The organism is Methylobacterium sp., assembly GCF_019745455.1.
Taxonomy (GTDB): Bacteria; Pseudomonadota; Alphaproteobacteria; order Rhizobiales; family Beijerinckiaceae; genus Methylobacterium.
Genome location: NZ_JAIETD010000099.1, coordinates 1 through 19639 on the forward strand (window position 1 = coordinate 1; position 19639 = coordinate 19639).

Annotated in this window: 19 protein-coding genes, 1 tRNA gene and 1 pseudogene; 18 read left to right on the top strand and 3 right to left on the bottom strand. The window is 66.3% G+C overall.

The genetic code is table 11. The features are described 5' to 3' along the window. Positions 1–549: 549 nt before the first annotated feature. Positions 550–622, bottom strand: a tRNA-Ser gene (locus K2Y56_RS18460). A gap of 111 nt (positions 623–733) precedes the next feature. Between K2Y56_RS18460 and K2Y56_RS18465 the strand changes: the two genes are divergently transcribed. Further along, on the top strand, positions 734–2155 hold the full coding sequence (locus K2Y56_RS18465) for a site-specific integrase (RefSeq protein WP_292510850.1): 1422 nt from the start codon (positions 734–736) through the stop codon (positions 2153–2155). A 574-nt stretch (positions 2156–2729) separates the two neighbouring features. Here K2Y56_RS18465 and arsH read toward each other — a convergent pair. Next, a pseudogene (gene arsH / locus K2Y56_RS18470) lies at positions 2730–3477 on the bottom strand (arsenical resistance protein ArsH). Positions 3478–3527: 50 nt separating this feature from the next. On the opposite strand from arsH, the gene K2Y56_RS18475 reads away from it, so the two are divergent. From K2Y56_RS18475 to K2Y56_RS18495, 5 genes are read left to right on the top strand one after another with little or no spacing between them, the layout of a single operon-like run. Then, positions 3528–3887 (top strand): metalloregulator ArsR/SmtB family transcription factor, encoded by a 360-nt coding sequence (locus K2Y56_RS18475; protein WP_292510853.1) that lies wholly within the window; start codon positions 3528–3530, stop codon positions 3885–3887. Continuing rightward, on the top strand, positions 3880–4407 hold the full coding sequence (locus K2Y56_RS18480) for an arsenate reductase ArsC (protein WP_292510856.1): 528 nt from the start codon (positions 3880–3882) through the stop codon (positions 4405–4407). Before K2Y56_RS18475 ends, K2Y56_RS18480 begins: the two co-directional genes overlap by 8 nt. Next, a complete protein-coding gene (gene arsC / locus K2Y56_RS18485) occupies positions 4407–4832 on the top strand; it encodes an arsenate reductase (glutaredoxin) (protein WP_292510926.1) in 426 nt (141 codons plus the stop codon). The genes K2Y56_RS18480 and arsC overlap by 1 nt, the downstream gene beginning before the upstream one ends. A gap of 39 nt (positions 4833–4871) precedes the next feature. Beyond that, a complete protein-coding gene (locus K2Y56_RS18490; RefSeq protein ID WP_292510860.1) occupies positions 4872–6167 on the top strand; it encodes an arsenic transporter in 1296 nt (431 codons plus the stop codon). 7 nt (positions 6168–6174) lie between these two features. Next, complete coding sequence (locus K2Y56_RS18495) at positions 6175–7338, top strand: MFS transporter (protein ID WP_292510863.1); 1164 nt, start codon at positions 6175–6177, stop codon at positions 7336–7338. 246 nt (positions 7339–7584) lie between these two features. On the opposite strand, the gene K2Y56_RS18500 is transcribed toward K2Y56_RS18495, so the two are convergent. Then, on the bottom strand, positions 7585–7998 hold the full coding sequence (locus K2Y56_RS18500; protein ID WP_292510865.1) for a helix-turn-helix domain-containing protein: 414 nt from the start codon (positions 7996–7998) through the stop codon (positions 7585–7587). 44 nt (positions 7999–8042) lie between these two features. Here K2Y56_RS18500 and K2Y56_RS18505 point away from each other — a divergent pair, with 44 nt between their 5' ends. The 12 genes from K2Y56_RS18505 to K2Y56_RS18560 all read left to right on the top strand — a co-directional run bounded on the left by K2Y56_RS18505 (position 8043) and on the right by K2Y56_RS18560 (position 19638). After that, positions 8043–8480, top strand: coding sequence for a mercuric transporter MerT family protein (locus K2Y56_RS18505; RefSeq protein ID WP_292510868.1), 438 nt, complete (start codon positions 8043–8045; stop codon positions 8478–8480). A gap of 8 nt (positions 8481–8488) precedes the next feature. Continuing rightward, positions 8489–8719 carry a GDCCVxC domain-containing (seleno)protein gene (locus K2Y56_RS18510; RefSeq protein WP_292510928.1) on the top strand — a complete coding sequence of 77 codons (231 nt, stop codon included), beginning with the start codon at positions 8489–8491 and terminating at the stop codon, positions 8717–8719. 287 nt (positions 8720–9006) lie between these two features. Beyond that, complete coding sequence (locus tag K2Y56_RS18515; protein ID WP_292510930.1) at positions 9007–9393, top strand: hypothetical protein; 387 nt, start codon at positions 9007–9009, stop codon at positions 9391–9393. Between the two features lie 82 nt (positions 9394–9475). Continuing rightward, positions 9476–9871, top strand: a complete 396-nt coding sequence (locus K2Y56_RS18520) for a FixH family protein (protein WP_292510932.1) — start codon at positions 9476–9478, stop codon at positions 9869–9871. Continuing rightward, positions 9868–11370 (top strand): efflux RND transporter periplasmic adaptor subunit, encoded by a 1503-nt coding sequence (locus K2Y56_RS18525; RefSeq protein WP_292510871.1) that lies wholly within the window; start codon positions 9868–9870, stop codon positions 11368–11370. Before K2Y56_RS18520 ends, K2Y56_RS18525 begins: the two co-directional genes overlap by 4 nt. Further along, positions 11367–14540, top strand: a complete 3174-nt coding sequence (locus K2Y56_RS18530) for a CusA/CzcA family heavy metal efflux RND transporter (protein ID WP_292510874.1) — start codon at positions 11367–11369, stop codon at positions 14538–14540. The genes K2Y56_RS18525 and K2Y56_RS18530 overlap by 4 nt, the downstream gene beginning before the upstream one ends. Positions 14541–14605: 65 nt before the next feature. Beyond that, positions 14606–15049 (top strand): DUF411 domain-containing protein, encoded by a 444-nt coding sequence (locus K2Y56_RS18535; protein WP_292510934.1) that lies wholly within the window; start codon positions 14606–14608, stop codon positions 15047–15049. 98 nt (positions 15050–15147) lie between these two features. Beyond that, positions 15148–15345 carry a hypothetical protein gene (locus K2Y56_RS18540; protein WP_292510877.1) on the top strand — a complete coding sequence of 66 codons (198 nt, stop codon included), beginning with the start codon at positions 15148–15150 and terminating at the stop codon, positions 15343–15345. Positions 15346–15796: 451 nt separating this feature from the next. After that, complete coding sequence (locus K2Y56_RS18545) at positions 15797–16891, top strand: acyltransferase family protein (protein ID WP_292510880.1); 1095 nt, start codon at positions 15797–15799, stop codon at positions 16889–16891. A gap of 127 nt (positions 16892–17018) precedes the next feature. Then, positions 17019–17234, top strand: coding sequence for a heavy-metal-associated domain-containing protein (locus K2Y56_RS18550; RefSeq protein ID WP_292510883.1), 216 nt, complete (start codon positions 17019–17021; stop codon positions 17232–17234). 133 nt (positions 17235–17367) lie between these two features. Then, positions 17368–17814, top strand: coding sequence for a hypothetical protein (locus K2Y56_RS18555; RefSeq protein ID WP_292510885.1), 447 nt, complete (start codon positions 17368–17370; stop codon positions 17812–17814). A gap of 90 nt (positions 17815–17904) precedes the next feature. After that, positions 17905–19638, top strand: coding sequence for an efflux RND transporter periplasmic adaptor subunit (locus tag K2Y56_RS18560; RefSeq protein WP_292510888.1), 1734 nt, complete (start codon positions 17905–17907; stop codon positions 19636–19638). The last annotated feature ends 1 nt before the right edge of the window (position 19639 follow it).

Genomic DNA, 19639 nt, shown 5'->3' on the forward strand with positions numbered 1-19639 from the left:
GCCGCATGGCCCGATGGCCACCCCAATCCCCGCCAAAGCGGTCCTCGAATTTACACCTCGTCCGCGGACGCTACCCCAGCGTGGCGGCTGCCGTTTCCGCAGGCGACCGATCCTCGACGGGTAGGGCAACCGCATCGGCTCGCGCCCGGCCTGCTTAGACCTCACCAAAAGCCCGAGCGGATGCGTCGAGCCTCCCCCGCAGCCCCACTCGAGGCGCCTCCCATGCTTAATGCCCGTGTTACTTGCCCCACATCACGATGCAGGAGATCGCCGAGCTTAATCCTCTCATCGGGGCAGCTATGGGCCGGGAAAAGCCTCCCGCTCGATCCGATGCTCTCCCTCTCGCTCAAACGGGGCGACCGCGGCTTTAGTCGGAAATGCTTTTGATAGAAAAACGGCAGCCTTAGCGTCGCATCTGTCACTGACGAGAGTTCCCGCGCTTACGAGCGGCCGCCGTGAGCGGTACCTCATCGCTTATGACAACACCCGACAGGCAGACCTTCTCGGAACTGCGACAACCGAATTTGCCGAGAACGGCAATCAGTCGCTTGGCGCACCCGACACGATTCGAACGTGTGACCTTTGCCTTCGGAGGGCAAGTATCTCGTTCGCCACGCCCCGCCATGCCCCGTCAGAAACATTATAATTCAGATACTTAGCGTGCCCCTTTCCGCCATGCCCCGCCACGGATATCCTCTAATGCTGTAGCCCCGCTGTAGCCCGAAGGATCGTGATGGCGACGAAGTTAACCTTGCATGCGGTCAAAGCCGCCAAGCCGCGCGAGCGCCGGTACACGATTTGGGATAGTGAGCTGAAGGGCTTCGGTCTGCGCGTTAACGCAGACGGGTCGAAGAGCTATGCGCTGAAATACCTATTTCACGGGCATCAGCGTTGGCACACCATCGGAAAGCATGGCTCGCCCTGGACACCGGACACCGCTCGCAATGAGGCGCTGCGCCTCTTGGCACAGGCCCGAAATGGGATTGATCCAGAGGAGGCTAAGCGTGCTAAGGCGAGCGCTGAGCTGACCGTAGCCGACCTATGCGACCTCTATATCGAGGCTGCCTACGCCGGGCAGGTGTTGACCAAGTTCGACGAGCCGAAGAAAGCGTCAACGCTCGCGACGGACGAGAGTCGGATCTTGCGACATATCAAGCCGCTCCTTGGTGACAGGCGCATCCGAGACGTCACTACCGACGACATTGAAGCCTTCTTACACAACGTCGCCGCGGGCAAAACTGCGGTCAACGTGAAGACTGGCCGACACGGGCGGGCAATCGTTGAGGGCGGCCGAGGGTCGGCCACTCGGACAGTAGGTCTTTTGGGAGGCATCTTTGCCTTCGCGATCCGAAAGCGGTTGCGGATCGACAATCCGGTTCGAGGCGTCCAGCGATTCAAGGATGGACGGAACGAGCGTTACCTATCAGGCGCAGAAATGGCTCGCCTCGGGACCGTACTCAAGGCAAGCGATGAAGCCTGGGCAGCTTTCGAGAAGGAGCAGGTCGCTTGGAGTCACGTCGGTCGAAGGCGTCAGGCGCCGACGCCCCCGCACGAAGCGGAGAACCGAGTGGCGACTGACGCGATTCGATTGTTGCTTCTGACGGGGATGCGCAAATCAGAGGTGCTGCAGCTCCAGTGGCGTCACGTCGATGCTGACAATGGCTATCTTCGGCTTCCGACCAGCAAGACTGGTGCGAAAGCAGTCCCGATTGGCACTGCAGCGTTGACCTTCCTCCTGAGTCTACCGCGACTAGCCGGCAACCCCTATGTCTTTCCCGGAAGCGTCAATGGGCGGCATTTCGTCGGGCTGCCTAAGGCATGGGAACGTATTCGTGCACGGGCTGAGCTTACCGACGTACGCCTGCACGACCTGCGGCACTCGTTCGGTGCCACCAGTGCGTCGTCTGGGAACAGCCTTCCGTTGCTCGGCGCGATACTTGGCCATCGCGATCCAAACACAACCCAGCGCTACGCTCACATCGCTCGCGATCCCGTCCGCACCGCGGCAAACCAGATTGCCGAGCTCATAGCAACGTCGCTCGACGCAGGCATAACCCCAACGGATCGTGCATCAAATGCCCCACCTGCTCAATCGAAGAGGGTAAGATCAAAACGCAGTCCGGCGGTCGCCTCAAGTCCCTTGGCTAAGCGTTAGCAGGGGCCGCCCTATGCCCTTCCTCGTGCAAAAGGCGCCAAGAATTTTAGTAGCATCAGGTCGCCGGGGGCCACAAACCTCCTCGTCTGGTTGCGGCTGCGCTTGCCGAGAGTGCGCAACAAGGGCAATCGAGGTTGCTATCGTTGAACGGGGCTTGGCGGCAGCACACTGATGCTGGCCATCTGTGCTCTTTCTCGCGGATCGTGCAGAAGGGCGTTGCCGACTTTGTCAAAGGCGTATTCGGGATGTTCAGTAACCCGACCGCCCGCGCGCCCGAGATCAATTGGACACGGCTAAAATCGATGCCGTGAATTCCCCTGATCCTCGTTTCCCTCATCCATCGGAGGCTAGACGCCGCACGGATGCCGCCGCGGGTCTGAGCAGAGGGCAGAGGACGGGACGCCAAACCTTAAGCGAAGCCTTTTCCTCAACCCCTTAGACGCCGTCATCACGATGACGTCCGGCCACAGCAACGCGCGCCGTCAGCGCGATCTCTATCGTGCTCACAGATCGGCCGCTGCGAACACCATGAAGACGGTGTCGAAACAGGACTCCGGCATCGCAGCCAGTGCGCTCACCTTTTGCCGAAGCCGATATCGGCCGCCACCGCTGCCAGGCGCTCGGGCTCGCGCTCCTTGCGCTCGCTGTAGCGCTCGACGAGGTAGTCCGCGCGCTCGCGGGTCAGCAACGTGAACTTCATCAGTTCCTCGCACACGTCCACCACACGGTCGTAGAGCGGCCCAGGCTTCATGCGACCGGCGTCGTCGAACTCCTTGTAGGCCATGGCGACCGACGACTGGTTCGGGATGGTGATCATCCGCATCCACCGCCCGAGCACGCGTAATGAGTTCACGGCATTGAACGACTGCGACCCGCCTGACACCTGCATCACTGCGAGCGTTCGCCCCTGTGTCGGACGCACCGAACCCTCGCTCAGGGGAAGCCAGTCGATTTGGCTCTTCATCACGCCGGTCATGTTGCCATGACGTTCCGGTGAGACCCAGACATGACCTTCCGACCAGATCGACAGGTTTCGGAGTTCCTGGACCTTGGGATGGTCGGCCGTTGTGTCGTCCGGCAGCGGAAGGCCATGCGCGTCGTAAATCCGCACCTCGCCGCCCATGGCCTCAAGCAGGCGGGCCGACTCGTGGGCTAGGAACCGGCTGAAGGACCGCTCGCGAAGCGACCCGTACAGGACCAGGAAGCGCGGGGCGTGCTTGGTAGCGTTCGCGTACGTCGAGATGCCCGTTCGTCGGGACCTCAAAATGGGCTCCACTGAGGTTCGGCATTCCATCGGTGAAGGGCTGTCGAGGCTTGTCCACGCGGCAGAGTTCCTCTACGTTTCAAGATGCATTGAGATATTGGAACGCCGATGGACGAACGGCAAGCCCTTAACGCATTTGCGGCGATGGCCCAGGAGCACCGCTTGCGGATCGTCCGGCACTTGGTGACGGCGGGACCGGACGGCCTTGCCGCCGGCGTGCTCGCGACCGCCGTGGGGGTCTCGACCTCGAACATCTCCTTCCACCTCAAGGAACTCGACCATGCCGGGTTGATCGCGTCCCGGCGCGAGGGCAGGTCGATCATCTACAGCGCCGTCTATCCCGCGCTGTCCGGCCTCATCCAGTTCCTGATGAGCGACTGCTGCCAGGGCCGGCCGGAAGTCTGCGACCCGGCGATGGCCGCCCTCTCCACCTGCTGCATTCCCACAGGAGACACCGCCCATGTCTGACCACGTCTACAACGTGCTGTTCCTCTGCACCGGCAACTCGGCCCGCTCGATCCTGGCCGAGGCGATGCTCGCCAAGGACGGCAAGGGCCGCTTCCAAGCCTTCTCAGCCGGCAGCCAACCCAAGCCAGACGTGAACCCGCTTGCCCTCCAGGTCCTGCGGGAAACCGATTACCCGACCGAGGGCATGCGCTCGAAGTCCTGGGACGAGTTCGCCGCGCCGGGAGCGCCGATCATGGATTTCGTCTTCACCGTCTGTGACAACGCCGCAGGCGAGGTCTGCCCGTATTGGCCTGGCCAGCCGGTGACGGCCCATTGGGGCATCGAGGACCCCGCGGCGGTCGAGGGCTCGGAGATGGAGCGCAAGGCGGCCTTCGTCACGGCACAGCGTTATCTCAAGAACCGGATCTCGGCCTTTCTAGCGCTGCCGATGACCAGCCTCGACCAAGTCTCTCTCGCCGCCCGAGTCCGCGAGATCGGCCAACAGGCCGGCGCCACCTCGGCCAGGCCGGAGGTCGCATGATGGACGTCGTCATCTACCACAACCCGGGTTGCGGCACGTCCCGCAACACACTGGCGCTGATCCGCAATGCCGGCATCGAGCCGCACGTCGTTGAGTATCTAAAGACGCCGCCGTCCCGGACACTGCTGAGGGACATGGTCGCGCGCGCCGGCATCACCGTTCGCGAGGCAATCCGCGAGAAAGGCACACCCTTCGCCGAGTTGGGCCTTTCCGACCCGGCCCTCACCGACGATCAGCTCCTCGACGCCATGGTCGAGCACCCCATTCTCATCAACCGACCCCTGGTGGTGACGCCCAAGGGTATCGCCCTGTGCAGGCCATCGGAAGCCGTACTGAACCTGCTGCCGCCGCAGCAGGGCGAGTTCGTGAAGGAAGACGGCGAGCGCGTCGTTGACGAGCACGGGCGACGCGTTGCCACCGCCTGATCTCAGCCTAAAACCCTCCATAAAGAAGAAACGGCCCCGATGCTCGCGCTCGCGATCTTCATCGTCACCCTCGTGTTCGTCATCTGGCAGCCGAAGGGCTTCGGGATCGGGTGGAGTGCCCTCATCGGGGCCGGCGTGGCCCTCGCGACGGGCGTGGTCACGCCGGGTGACGTGCCGGTCGTCTGGCACATCGTCTGGGATGCGACCTTCACCTTCGTCGCCCTCATCATCATCTCGCTCCTGCTAGACGAGGCGGGCTTCTTCCATTGGGCGGCCCTGCACATCGCCCGCTGGGGCGGCGGAAGGGGACGGCTCCTGTTCCCGCTGGTCATCCTGCTCGGGGCCGCCATCGCCGCGGTGTTCGCCAATGACGGCGCGGCGCTGCTGTTGACGCCCATCGTGCTCGCCATCCTGCTCCGGCTCGACTTCAAGCCGCCGGCGGCGCTCGCCTTCATCGTCGCCTGTGGGTTCGTGGCCGATTCGACGAGCCTGCCGCTCGTCATCTCGAATCTCGTCAACATCGTCTCGGCCAACTTCTTCGATATCACCTTCAGCCGCTACGCCGCCGTGATGGTGCCGGTGAACCTCGTCTCGCTGGCCGCGACGCTGGTGGTGCTGTGGCTGTTCTACCGGCGCGACCTGCCCGTCACGTATCCGGTCGGGCAGTTGGAAGCACCACGCCAGGCCATCCGTGACCCCCTCGTGTTCCGGGCGGCGTTCCCGCTTCTGGGGTTGCTGCTGGTCGCCTATTTCGTCACCGCGCCGTTCGGCGTTCCGGTCTCGGTCGTCACCTGTGCCGGGGCCTTGATCCTGCTGGCGCTGGCCAACCGGAGCCGCGTCATCCCCATGCGGAAGGTCCTGACGGGAGCCCCCTGGCAGATCGTGCTGTTCAGCCTCGGCATGTACCTCGTCGTCTACGGCCTGAAGAACGCTGGCCTGACGGACTACCTGGCGCAGGGTCTCGTCTGGCTATCGGACCACGGTTCGTTCGCCGCCACCATCGGCACGGGGTTCGCCGCCGCCATCCTGTCGTCGGTGATGAACAACATGCCGAGCGTGCTGGTCGGGGCGCTCGCCATCCAGCAGGCCCCGGACCTCTCGCCCTTGACCCACGAACTCATGGTCTACGCGAACGTCATCGGCTGCGACCTCGGCCCGAAGTTCACGCCCATCGGCAGCCTGGCGACCCTCCTCTGGTTGCATGTCCTCGACACCAAGGGCCAGCACATCACCTGGGGCCAGTACATGCGGGTCGGCCTCGTCATCACGCCACCGGTGCTTCTCGTCACCCTGTCGGCCTTGGCGCTCTGGCTGCCCATACTCGGGGCTCGGTAGCGGACCGATGGCCCCGCCGCGCCGATGGTCGGTGATCTGGGCCCTTGGCGTTGTCCAGATCATGACCTGGGGCTCCTCGTTCTACCTCCTTTCGGTGCTGGTCGCGCCGATAACGAAGGATACGGGATGGCCCCTGGGCTGGGTCATCGGGGGCCTGTCCGTCGGCCTCCTTGTCGCGGGCCTCGTGTCGCCGCGGGTCGGCGCTTTCATCGGTGAGCACGGAGGACGGCCGGTGCTGGCCTTCGCGGCCGTGGTCTTAGCCGTGGGCCTTGGCGTTCTCGGCCTGGCCCCAAATCTGCCGGTCTACCTGGCAGGCTGGCTTTTCGTAGGCCTCGGAATGGGTACCGGCCTGTACGATCCCGCCTTCGCCACCCTCGGGCGCCTCTACGGCGCCGAGGCACGGCCTGCCATCACCACGCTGACCCTTTGGGGCGGCTTTGCCAGCACGGTATGCTGGCCTCTTTCCGCCTTCCTGATCGAGCAGGTGGGCTGGCGCGGGACCTGCCTCGCCTATGCGGGGCTGCACCTCGCGGTCACGCTTCCCCTCGTCTTGCTCGTCATCCCGCGGCCACCAGCAAGTGTGGTCGCGCGATCCGAACGTCCGGCGCAGGGCGTCCATCTCGATGCGCGCGAGTGGCGTGCCTTCCTCCTCATGGCAGGGGTCCTCACCCTCGGGGGAACGGTGATGGCCATGGTCTCGGTCCACCTCATCACCCTGCTGCAGGCCCGTGGCGTCGCGTTGTCCTCGGCCGTCGCCTACGGCGCGCTGATCGGACCGTCACAGGTTGGAGCTCGCATCGTCGAGATGGCTGGGAAGGGTCGGTATCATCCCCTTTGGACGCTCATCGCGGCGATGGTCCTTGTGGCTCTCGGGATCGCGATGCTGGCCGCCGGGCTGCCTGTCGTCGGTCTGGCGCTGGTCCTCTATGGCGCGGGCAACGGGATCTACTCCATCGCACGTGGAACTGTACCCCTCGCGCTTTTCGGACCGGAGCGTTACGCCCCCCTCGTCGGCCGGCTCGCGCGCCCGGGGCTGGTGGCACAGGCACTTGCGCCTTCCCTCGGAGCCGTCGTGTTGACGTATGCGGGCACCGACGCGACCTACGCCGTTCTGACCGTCGTCGCCTTGGCGAACGTGGCGCTTGCCCTATCGCTCTGGCGCGTAAGGTAGGAAATCTGGCGCTCAGCTTATATCGGGCTACCCCGAATGCACCGCAGGCCCGTTCGAACCACGTGAAACGGGACCTTCGGTGATCTCCCCCTCCGCAGGCCCTCCGCGATGGAGGCGGTCGAACCGGTCACCAGGTTCGCTTCAGGGATACGAGACTATTGGCAGCCGACCAGCCGCCTGCCCAAGCAAGTCGTCGAGCAGACCAGCGATCCCTTCCCATGGCTAACCTTCCAAAGGGTTGGCCTTTCATATTGGGGCATCGAGCATGTCGAGAACAGGGCAGACGGGCGTTGCTGCCCCGCTGCACTGGTCGACCGTGTCGCCCAGGATGCGCTCAAGCCGCGCGAGATGAGCAAGCTTGGTCCGGACCTCAGACAGGTGAGCGCTCGCGATGTCCCGCACATCGCGGCAGGACCGGTGACCAGGCGCGGACAGCGCCAGCAAAGTTCTGATGTCCTCGATCCCAAAGCCCAGCGCGCGAGCGTGACGAATGAACGCCAAGCGCCGGACATGGGCCGCATCGTAGGCCCGGTGACCGCCTTCGGTGCGGTCAGGCGGCGGCATGAGCCCGATGCGCTCGTAGTAGCGGACAGTCTCCAGGTTGACCCCGGCCGCCGCTGCCATCCGCCCGATGGAAAGACCTCGCGGACCCGTGACCATTTTCCCCTTGATCCCGTAGTTGCTACGGGATGCACAGTGGCACGATGATGACCGACACACCATCCGCAGTGGCCCTGCCAGTAACCATCGCGCCTTCGATGGATCGGCTGCCCACCCCAACGGGGAGCTGGTTCGCCGGACTCGGCACGCTTACCGGCTTGGGGGCCTTGGTGGCATCGTCCTGCTGCGCCCTGCCGGTCGCACTCACCAGCCTGGGGGCGACGGGCGCCGTGTTCGGCGGTTTGGCCATGTTGTCGAACATCCGTCCGCTCCTGCTCGGCGGGGCCGCACTGGCACTTGTCATCGGATGGGGCCTATTCCTCCATCGCCGGGCGACGGAATGCGACATGGCCAGCACATGTGCTCGCACCGGATCATCCTGGCCCAAGGCTGCCCTCCTCGGGGTTGGGACGGCGCTGGTCGACTTGGCGCTCATGTGGGAAACCTACCTTGAGCCCATCGTGCTCAGGGCGATGCGTTGAGGCGGATGATGCAGCTTCAATCCACTCTTACCTGCCCGCGTTGCAGCCATCCGACGACGGAAACGATGCCGACGGACGCGTGCCAGTTCTTCTACGAGTGCACCGGCTGCGGCACGCTCCTGCGCCCGAACGCGGGCGACTGCTGCGTGTTCTGCTCGTTCGGTGACGTTCCATGCCCGCCGATCCAAGAAGCCCGTCAGAGCGGTCAACCTGCGCGTTGCTGCTCGGGACCTCCTTGAACTGCGGATCGGACAGGTAGCGAGCCCGCACGGTCCACATTCAGGCAGTCTTGTACGGGCAGATCCGGCCTCTTGCAGAACGCCGTCCGACGCTTGGCAGAGCGCATTCCGCTCTTTGTCCTGCATTGCCTTGGGCAACCGCCGCAAAGACGGTCGGCGCCTTCGGTCGCTTGCTACAACCTCCTAACCGTGCTCGCCTCCGGAATGTCGCTCTCGCCCTATCGCTCTGGCGCGTCAGATAGACTCTGTCCCTTCCTCGTCGGCGCCTGATGTGGCATCGTCCTGTCGTGACCTTCTGGACTGCCCTACGGCAGCTGCTTCCGCTCCTCGCGGTTGTCAGCCTCGCCCTTGCGCCGGTGACCGCATCCGCGGCCGCCTCGGGCATGCGTGCGGCCATGGCCGTGCAGAGCCACGCCATGGCGATGCCAGACGAGCCCATGGACGGAATGGCGATGGACGACATGCCGTGCTGTCCCAAGGAGCAGCCGGAGATGCCTGACTGCTCGAAGGGCTGCCCGCTCATGGCGCTTTGCCTGGCGAAGGTGGCCACCGGCCTGCCTGGCGCATTAGGGCTGCCGGCGCGCGTCTCGTTGGTCGAGGGATCCGCCTGGTCCGTGACCGCCTCCTTCGACAGCCTCTCGCAAGGGCCACCCACCGAGCCTCCCCGAGCCTGAACCCGATGCCGCCGGCGCCCGCGCCGGTCGATCCCGCGTGCCTGAAGGCCCGGGTTCCTTCGTGTTCAGGAGACCTCTCATGGTGACCAAGACATCGTTCTCGCGCGCCCTCACGGCAGCGCTGCTCGGCCTCGCCCTCACCGCCTCGGCCCGGGCCGACACCAAGGACTACGAGTTCCAGCTCGTGAAGGACGAGGCCAAGCAGGGCGAGGCCATCCTCGACGTCCGCCTCGTCGACAAGCGTACGGCCAAGCCCGTGCCGGACGCCGTCATCTTCGCCAAGCGCATCGACATGGCTCCCGACGACATGGAAACCATGACCTCGAAGATCGAGCAACTGCCTTCGCCGGAGCCGGGCATCTACCGCTTCAAGACGAAGCTGACGATGGCCGGCGGCTGGCGCCTCTCTCTCGGGGCAAAGGTCCAGGGTGAGACTGGCACCGTCGAGACCAAGCTGGTGCTCAAGGCGACCAAGTGAGCCGGAAGGCATGGCTGGCCGGGATCCTCGCCGCGCTCGCAGCGGGGGGCCTGGGCTATGTTGCGGGGCAGGACGGCAGCCCCGTGCCGGCGCTTGTCCAGCAAGCGCGGACCGGTTTCGCCCACTGGCTACCGGGAGCGAAGCCGGCGTCCACGATGCCGGTTCCTGCATCGAACAAGGTGACGGGTCCGGTGATCTACTATCAGGACCCGGACGGGAAGCCGTCCTACTCCTCCGAGCCGAAGCGCACCGTGGACGGCCGCGAGTACCGCGCCGTTCGCGCGAGCGAGGATCTGCGCTTCGAGGAACCCGACGAGCAGGAGGGGATGTCCGACGCCGGCCATGGCGACATGGCCATGGGACGGCAGGCGGCGGCGGGGACCGCAAGCCGCAAGGTGCGCTTTTACCGCAATCCGATGGGGCTGCCCGATACCTCGCCGGTGCCGAAGAAGGACTCGATGGGGATGGAGTACCTCCCCGTCTACGAGGACGAGGCCGGCGACGAGGGCGTCGTCAGGATCTCCCCCGGCAGGATACAAAGGACGGGGGTGCGGTCGGAAACGGTGGGGCGCCGCGTCGTCTCCCGTCCCGTGCGGGTTCCTGGTACCCTCCAGCCGGACGACCGTCGCATTACGGTGGTCTCGACCCGCTCTGACGCCTTCGTCAACCATGTCGAGAACGTCACGGTGGGCGACGTCGTGCGCCAGGGCCAACCCCTTGTCGAAGTCTACTCGCCCGAGATCAACGCCGCGGCCGCCCAGCTGATCGCCAATCCCGGCTTCGACGGCTCGCGCCGGCGCCTGCAGAACCTGAACGTCCCGGCCGAGGTCATCGCCGAGATGGAGCGTACCCGTAAGGTGCCGGCCGCCATCATGTGGTCGTCGCCGCGCGACGGCGTGGTTCTGGAGCGAGGGGCCATCGAGGGCATGAGGGCGCCGGCCGGCATGGTCCTGTTCAGGATCGCCGACCTCTCGCTGATGTGGCTCATGGCCGACGTGCCCGAGCACGACCTCGGCAGCGTGAGGGTCGGGCAGGCCGTCACGGTCCGGGCGCGCGCCCTTTCGGGCCGGACCTTCACGGGCAAGGTCGACGTCATCTACCCGCAGCTCAACCGGGAGACCCGGACGGTGCGCCTGCGCATCGCCTTGGCCAATCCGGATGCCGTCCTCCTCGCCGACATGTACGCAGACGTGGAGATCGCCACGGGTCGGCCCGAGCCGGTCGTCGCGGTACCGGACGACGCGGTCATCGATACCGGGGACAGGCAAGTGGTCCTTCTCGACAAGGGAGAGGGTCGCTTCGAGCCGCGGCCGGTCAAGGTCGGCGCCCGGGGCGGCGGGTACGTCGAGATCCGGGACGGGGTCGAGGCCGGCGAGCGGGTCGTGACCTCGGCCAACTTCCTGATCGATGCCGAGAGTAACCTTAAGGCGGCCCTGCAGGGACTGGCGGCCGCGCCGCCGACGAGACCTCAGGCTGCGGTCGAGGGGACGCCCCGATGATCGCGCGCCTCATCGGCTGGTCGGCCCGCAACCTCGTCCTGATCCTCATCGGCACCGTCTTCGCGGTCGGGGCCGGGCTCCATGCCATGCGGACCCTACCGCTCGACGCCATCCCCGACCTCTCGGACGTGCAGACCATCGTCTACACCGAGTACCCGGGCCAGGCGCCACAGGTAGTCGAGGACCAGGTCACCTACCCCCTCACGACGGCCATGCTGACGGTGCCGAAGTCGAAGGTGGTGCGCGGCTTTTCCTTCTTCGGCGTCTCGTTCGTCTACGTCATCTTCGAGGATGGCACCGACCCGTACTGGGCTCGCTCGCGGGTGCTGGAATATCTCAGCGCCGCCGGACGCCGTCTTCCCGCAGGCGTCACGCCGACCCTCGGGCCCGACGCCACGGGGGTGGGCTGGGTCTATCAATACGCCGTGGTCGCCAAGCAGCAGACCCTGGCCGAAATGCGCTCGCTCCAGGACTGGGTCATTCGCTTCGGCGCCTCCCGCGCCGAGGGCGTGGCCGAGGTCGCGAGCGTCGGCGGCTTCGTCAAGCAGTACAACGTCGTCGTCGACCCCAACCGCCTGCGGGCCCAGGGCGTCTCGATGGGCAGGCTGCGCGACGCCATCCGGTCGAGCAACGCGGATGTCGGCGGCCGCACGGTCGAGCTCAGCGAGTTCGAGTTCGTGGTGCGGGGCCGCGGCTACCTGAAGAACATCGCCGACATCGAGAGCATCGTCCTGAAGACCGATGCGGGCACGCCCTTGCGGGTCCGCGACGTGGCCCGGGTCGAGCTCGGCCCGGACGAGCGCAGGGGCATCACGGAGTTGAACGGAGAGGGCGAGGTTGCCGGCGGCATCGTCCTGCAGCGATTCGGCGCCAACGCGCTGAGCGTCATCCAGAGCGCGAAGGCGCGGCTCGCCGAGATGGCGGCGAGCCTGCCGACGGGCACCGAGATCCTGCCCGTCTACGACCGCTCCGGGCTGATCGAGGCGGCCATCGCAACCCTGAAGACCACGCTCGTCGAGGAAAGCATCGTCGTCTCGCTCGTGTGCATCGTGTTCCTCCTGCACGTCCGCAGCGCGCTGGTCGCCATCCTGATGCTGCCGGTCGGCATCCTGATGGCGTTCACGGGCATGAAGGCGCTGGGGCTCGGCGCCAACGTCATGTCCCTCGGGGGCATCGCCATCGCGGTCGGGGCCATGATCGACGCGGCCATCGTGATGATCGAGAACGCCCACAAGCACCTGGAGCGCTCCCCGCCGGGCAAGCCGCGCGTGGAAGTGCTGATCGAGGCAGCCGGCGAGGTCGGACCGTCGCTGTTCTTCTCGCTCCTCATCATCACCGTGTCGTTCCTGCCCATCTTCACCCTGGAGAGCCAGGAGGGGCGGCTGTTCGGCCCCCTGGCCTTCACCAAGACCTTCGCCATGGCGGCGGCCGCCCTCCTGTCGGTGACCCTCGTCCCGGCCCTGATGGTGCTGTTCGTCCGGGGCCGGATCGTCCCGGAACACCGCAACCCGGTAAACCGCCTCCTGATCGCGCTCTACCGACCGGTTATCCGCGGGGTTCTGAGGGCGCGGGTCCTCACGGTACTGGCCTCGCTCGTCGTTCTCGGCCTGACGGTCTGGCCGGCCCGCCAGCTCGGGTCGGAGTTCATGCCCGAGCTGAACGAGGGCACCATGATGTACATGCCCACCACGCTGCCCGGCATCTCGGTGACCAAGGCCGGCGAGCTTCTCGCCACGCAAGACCGGATCATCAAGTCCTTTCCGGAGGTGGCCTCGGTCTATGGCAAGGCCGGGCGCGCCGCGACCGCGACGGACCCGGCCCCGAGCGAGATGTTCGAGACGATCATCAACCTGAAGCCGCAGGAATCGTGGAGACCCGGCGTGACGCCGGCGAGCCTCAAGGCCGAGATGGACGCGGCCCTGCAGTTCCCCGGCGTCTCCAATGCCTGGACCCAGCCGATCCGCGCCCGCATCGACATGCTGGCCACCGGCATCCGCACGCCGGTCGGGATCAAGGTCCTGGGAAATGACCTCGCCGAGATGGAAGGCGTGGCCCGCCAGGTCGAGGCGGTGATGAAGGCCGTGCCGGGTACGTCGAGCGCCTACGCGGAACGGGTGATCGGCGGCTACTTCCTCGACATAACGCCGGACCGCGAGGCGCTCGGACGCTATGGCCTGACGGTCGGCGAGGTGCAGGACGTAATCGCGATGGCGCTAGGAGGCGAGACCGTCACGAACACCGTTGAGGGCCGCGAGCGCTACACCGTGAACGTGCGCTACCCGCGTGCCTTCCGTTCGAACCCGCAGGCCATCGCCACGGAGGTCCAGGTACCGATGGCGAGCGGCGGAACGGTGCCGCTAGGCGAGGTCGCCAAGGTGCAGCTGGCGCGCGGACCGACCACCATCCGGACGGAGAACGGCAAGCTTGCGGTCTACGTCTTCGTCGACGTGACGGGACGCGACCTCGGCGGCTACGTCGCGGAAGCCAAGGCGGCGGTGACGGGCGAGGTGAGGCTGCCGCCGGGCACCACGCTGCAATGGAGCGGCCAGGTCGAGTACCTGGAGCGGGCGGAGGCACGATTGAGGATCGTGGTGCCGCTCACGCTCCTGACCGTGTTCCTGCTGCTCTACCTCAACTTCCGCCGCCTCGCCGAGACGTTCATCGTCATGCTGTCGCTGCCCTTCGCCCTTGTCGGCGGGATCTGGCTGATGTGGTGGATGGGCTTCAACATGTCGGTCGCTGTGGCGGTGGGCTTCATCGCGCTGGCCGGCGTGGCCGCGGAAACCGGAGTGATCATGCTGGTCTACCTCGACCACGCCCTGAGGGACGTGCGCGAGGACTGCGAGCGGCAGGGACGTCCCTTCACGCGGGAGGATCTGCGGCAGGCCATCATGGTCGGCGCAGTCGAGCGGGTTCGCCCCAAGGTGATGACGGTCGTGGCCATCATGGGTGGGCTCCTGCCGATCCTCTGGAGCACGGGCTCGGGCTCGGAGGTGATGCAGCGCATCGCGGTTCCGATGATCGGCGGCATGGTGTCCTCGACGGTGCTGACCCTCGTCGTGATCCCGGCGGTCTATGCCCTCTTGAAGGGACGCGGGTTGCCGCGCGAACGTCCGTGCGTTCCGTCGCGGTCGAAAGAACCACAACTTTTCCAGCCCGCCGCCGAGTGACGGCGTTTCGGTATCTCATGAGGGGATTTTACATGGTCGAGACATCGAGGATGAGCCGACGCGGAATGCTCGCGGGCCTGGTATCCATCGCCTTCGTCGGGAGTGCAGGCGCCGTCGAGGCCCTGCCCGAGATCGCGGTGACGAAGGACCCGAGCTGTGCCTGCTGCGACGCCTGGGTGGCGCATCTGCGGGCCGCCGGCTTTCCCGTGACCGTCACGGTGGCCGCCGTGAATCCGCTGAAGTTCCGGCTCGGCGTCCCGCGCGATTTGTTCTCTTGCCATACTGCCCAGGTCGGCGGTTACGTGGTCGAGGGTCACGTCCCGGCGGCGGAGATCAGGCGCCTACTCGTGGAAAAGCCGGCGGGTACCGGCCTTTCCGTGCCCGGCATGCCTGCCGGTTCGCCTGGCATGGAGGTCGAGGGCATGGAACCGGAGACGTACGATATCGTCCTTTTCGGGCCGGGCGGACGGAGCACCTTTGCGCGTTACCGTGGCGGAGAGGCGGCATGACCATTCGGCGGCGGCCATCCTATGTTCGAGGAAGCCGTCGTCGTCAGTGGGAGAGAGGGCCCGCAAGGGGCCCTCAACAGTGTCGTTCAGTAACCGCGATGGCGATGCATGTGCCGGTGGTGATGCCCGTGGCGCATCATGTGATGGCCTCGGTGATGACCGCGTCCCATGTGGTGGCCGCGATGGTGACCGTGGCCGCGCATGCCATGGTGACCGTCCCGTCGCACCTGAACGACCTCGGCCGAGCTCTCGACCGCGCCGATCATGCCGGGCGCCGCAGATGCCGGGGCAGCTAGGCTCGCTGCGCCCAGCGTGGCTAGAACGGCGATAGCAAACAACGACTTCCTCATGGATTCCTCGTCTCGTTATTGTCGGCGATGCGTCGGATGTGACCTCGACCGAGACCAGGGAACGGCGCCGCTTCGGTGACCGTTCCGGAAGTTGGGTGGTTCTTCGCGCTGCTAGCTAACGGAACCTGTTTCCCAAGCAGTGGCATCCCGGGCGCGCATCGGCCCAGCCCTCCCGGCGATGATCCCTCGCCCATTCACACGACTGTCTTCATCGGCTCCACGACCACCATCCGGGGCGGTCGGCCGTTGCAGCAGCGAGCGACAGCCTCTTCGATCCAGGCTTCAGGCATCGCATTTACCGGCCGTTCGGCATGTTTGGAACGTTGCGGTGCACCCTTTGGGCGGCATTAAGGACGGCGAGCCACGATTCCACTCCACGACGAAGGGAGGCGGGATCATGGTGACGACCGGCACGGCGCGGATCGTCGAGGCCGAAGTCTCGGCTCGCTTCGCCTGGGTCGACGTCGCCAAGGGCATCTGCATCCTGCTCGTCGTCATGATGCACTCGACGCTCGGCACCGGCGCAGCCATGGGGGGCGAGGGCTTCCTGCATGCGGTCGTCGCCTTCGCCACGCCCTTCCGCATCCCCGCCTTCTTTCTTCTTTCCGGGCTTTTCCTCGGTCGGGTGATCGACCGGGACTGGCGACGCTACGCTGACCTCCGCGTCGTGCACTTCGCGTACTTCTATGCGCTTTGGGTCGTCATCCAATCGGCCGCGAAATACGGCCAGGTCGTCGAGGGCGCCGGACCCGGGGCGTTCCTTACCCACCTCGCCTCGGCATTGGTCGAGCCCTATTCGACGCTCTGGTTCATCTACCTGCTGGCAGTGTTCTCGGTGGTGACGAAGCTGCTCCGCCGGGCGCCGAGGCCTCTCCTCCTTCTGGCGGCCGCCCTCATGCAGATCGTGCCGGTACCGACTTCGTCCATCCTCGTCGAGGAGTTCTGTGCCCGCTATGTCTGGTTCGTCGCCGGCTTCGTCTTCGCCGACCGGATCTTCGCTTTCGCCGGGATCGCCCGCCGCCGTCCATTCCCCGCGCTCGCCGGTCTGGCGCTCTGGGCCATCATCGGCGGCGCGCTTGCCTCGACACCGTCAGGTCTCGCTTCCTTCCCGACGCTCGCAACCTTGCCTGTCCTGAGTTTGGTGTCGGGCGGCGCTGGCGCCCTTGCAATCGTAGCGGTGGCCAGCCTGCTCACGCGTTGGGGTGGTCCCATCACCGGTGCGCTACGTCAGTGCGGCGAACGCTCGATGGTGATCTACCTGGCCTTCTTCCTGCCCATGGCTGCCACCCGTGCGGTTCTGGTGAAGACCAGCATCCTCGCGGATGTCGGCTGGGCCAGCCTCATCGTGACGGTAGCGGCGGCGACAACGCCCCTCGTCTTGGAACGGCTGACCCGCCCCACGCCACTCGCCTTCCTGTTCCGGCGGCCTCGTGCCTTCCACATCGAGCGCCCCGCGGCGGCACCGTCCGCCCCGTTTCCGCAGGTCGCGTAGCGCCATAGGCCTTGGCCTCTAGGAACCAGGGCGGGCGAAAGCTCCGACATTCTCACGGGAATCCCTTGACCTTCCCACAGTGGGAAGCCCCAGATGTCTGTGGCGCCACTCGACACGGAGAGTCGTCATGATCCCGATCAAGGTAACCAAGATGAACTGCGGCGGCTGCGCCAAGGCTGTCACGCGTGCCGTCCAGGGCGTCGATCCGGCGGCACGCGTGGAGATCGACCTGAAATCCGGGCAGGTCTCCATCATGCCGGGCACCGCCGTCGCGGCAGAACGTTTCGCGGACGCCATCCGCGCCGCCGGCTTCGGGGCGGAAACGGGATCCCTTGCAGCCTGAACGGCCTTGAATGGGAAACCATAACCGCGGCTCGAACATTCACGGTGCAGGACTGCCCGTTCCTCTAGCCCTCGATCTGGTGTAAGCAAACTCCATGAGACCCAACCGGCAACTCTGGCGCCTGATGGCGGCGATGATCGCGATGATCATCGTCTACGCCGCGCCGACTGCCGTTCAGGCTCATGGGGGCCATGCCCATCAGGGGTCCCAGCACACCACGGTGGAACAGGAACAGGTTGCGCTTCTCGCTCCGGTGAGGACGCAGCAGGTCGATACGGTCGCGTCCAAACCCACGAACTTTGCGGCGTCGACGAAACTACAGGTCGTCGATCCGCTTACATCGTCTGGCGAACCGCGCTCGTTCCTCAGGACCGTCGATGACGGTACGGCAGGCTGCCCTGGCAGCACCGGGGGTCCATGCTGCGGAAAGAAGGCCTGCTGTGCCCCCTGCATTCTGTCCGGTCAGGCGCAACTGCCAACCATGCCTTATCGGCAGTCGTCGGTCATCCTGGGCGACCTGACCGGTCGCCTCGGCGCGGGCCCTGGAGCCCTACCCGAGCCCCCTCGAACCCTCGCGTAACGAACGGCGCGCCCTAGGCGCGCAACGGTCGGATTCCGTCCGCTAGCCGCGGATGTGCGTCCGGTGTTCGAACGTGAGGATGCCCTTTCCATGTCAACTCGATTTGCGGCCGCCCTCGTGGCGATGCTGCTGGCTGCCGTCTCGCTGGCAGGTCCCGCTCGCGCCCATGGGGGCCACGACCATGGTGCGCCGGCGACGCCGGTCTCCGCCTCCATCTCGCCCCGGGGCGAGGCCCTCTCCGATGCCTTCGAACTCACCGTCGTCCCCCGCGACGGGAAGCTGACGTTCTATCTCGACCGTTTCCGGACGAACGAGCCGGTGCGCGGCGCCGTCATCGAGGTCGAGACGCCCGAGGGCCAGCGCACCGCCTCCGAGACGGCGGACGCCGCCTACGTACTTCCCGCGCCCTGGATCGCGAAGCCCGGGTCCCATGACCTGCTGGTAACGGTGACCGCGGCGGACGTGGTGGACGTGCTCACGGTATCGGTGGCCATCCCGGACCTGAAGGCGTCCGTTCCGGCGGCCGGTTCCGGCGCGGTAACCTCGACGCAGACGGTATTGGCAACAGCCTCCACGGCGGTCGTCGATCTGAAGGACCGCCTTGTCGCAAAGGACCCTGTCCTGGTGGCGACGGCGGCCGGGGCCTTCCTTCTGGGAATGCTCGTGACGGTGGTCGCTCGCGGCCGACGCAACGCTCCCGCCATCGCCCTGATCGCCATCGCCATCACGCTGACGCTCGGCACGGCTGCGTTCGCCCATGGGGACGAGGACCATGGCGCGCCCGTGCAGGGTGCCGCCTTGATCGCTCCCTCCCAGGTCACGACCGACCTCGCGCAGCGGCTTCCCGACGGTTCGGTCTTCGTCCCGAAGCCCACCCAGCGTCTCTTGGTCCTGCGCACGACGATGACGGAGGCAGCCACCTTCCGGCGCACGGTCGAGCTGCCGGGCCGCGTCATCCCCGATCCGAACGCCAGCGGCGTCGTGCAGTCCTCCGTCGGCGGCCGCGTCTCGCCGCCTCCCTCGGGCATATTCCCGCGTCTCGGCACGACGGTGAGGAAGGGCGATGTACTCGCCTATGTGACTCAGCCGGTGCAAGCCATCGACGTCTCGGACATGCGCCAGCGCCAGGGCGAGCTCGACCAGCAGATCGGCATCGTCGAGCGCCGCGTCGACCGCTTCAAGAGGCTGTCGGTCACGGGGGCAGTGGCCCAGACCCAGCTCGACGACGCGCAGTCGGAGCTGACCGGCTTGCGCGACCGCCGGGCCGCCCTGGACAAGGTTCGCCTCGAACCGGAAGCCCTGATCGCCCCGGTCGACGGCATCGTGGCGCAGGCCTCCGCCGTGTCGGGGCAGATGGCGAGCCCCGGCGCCATGATCTTCCAGATCATCGATCCGGCCCGCCTGTGGGTCGAGGCCCTGAGCTTCGACGCCCTCACGGCGGCCCAGGACGCCAACGCCCGCCTCGCGGACGGACGCAGCCTGAAGCTCACCTACCAGGGCTCGGGCTTCGCCGACCGCAACCAGGCCATCCCCGTCCAGTTCGCGGTCCGGGGCAACACCTCCGGCCTGCGCGTCGGGCAGTTCGTGACCGTGCTCGCGGCCACCGACGTCGAGCAGAAGGGCCTCGCCTTGCCCCGCGCCAGCGTCGTGCGATCCAGCAACGGGCAGGACATCGTCTACGAACACACGACGGCAGAGCGCTTCGAGGCTCGCCCCGTGCGCATCGAACCCCTCGACGGAACCCGGGTGCTGGTCGCCGAGGGCGTCGGGCCAGGCAAGCGCATCGTGACGCTCGGTGCCGAACTCCTCGATCAGGTGCGCTGAG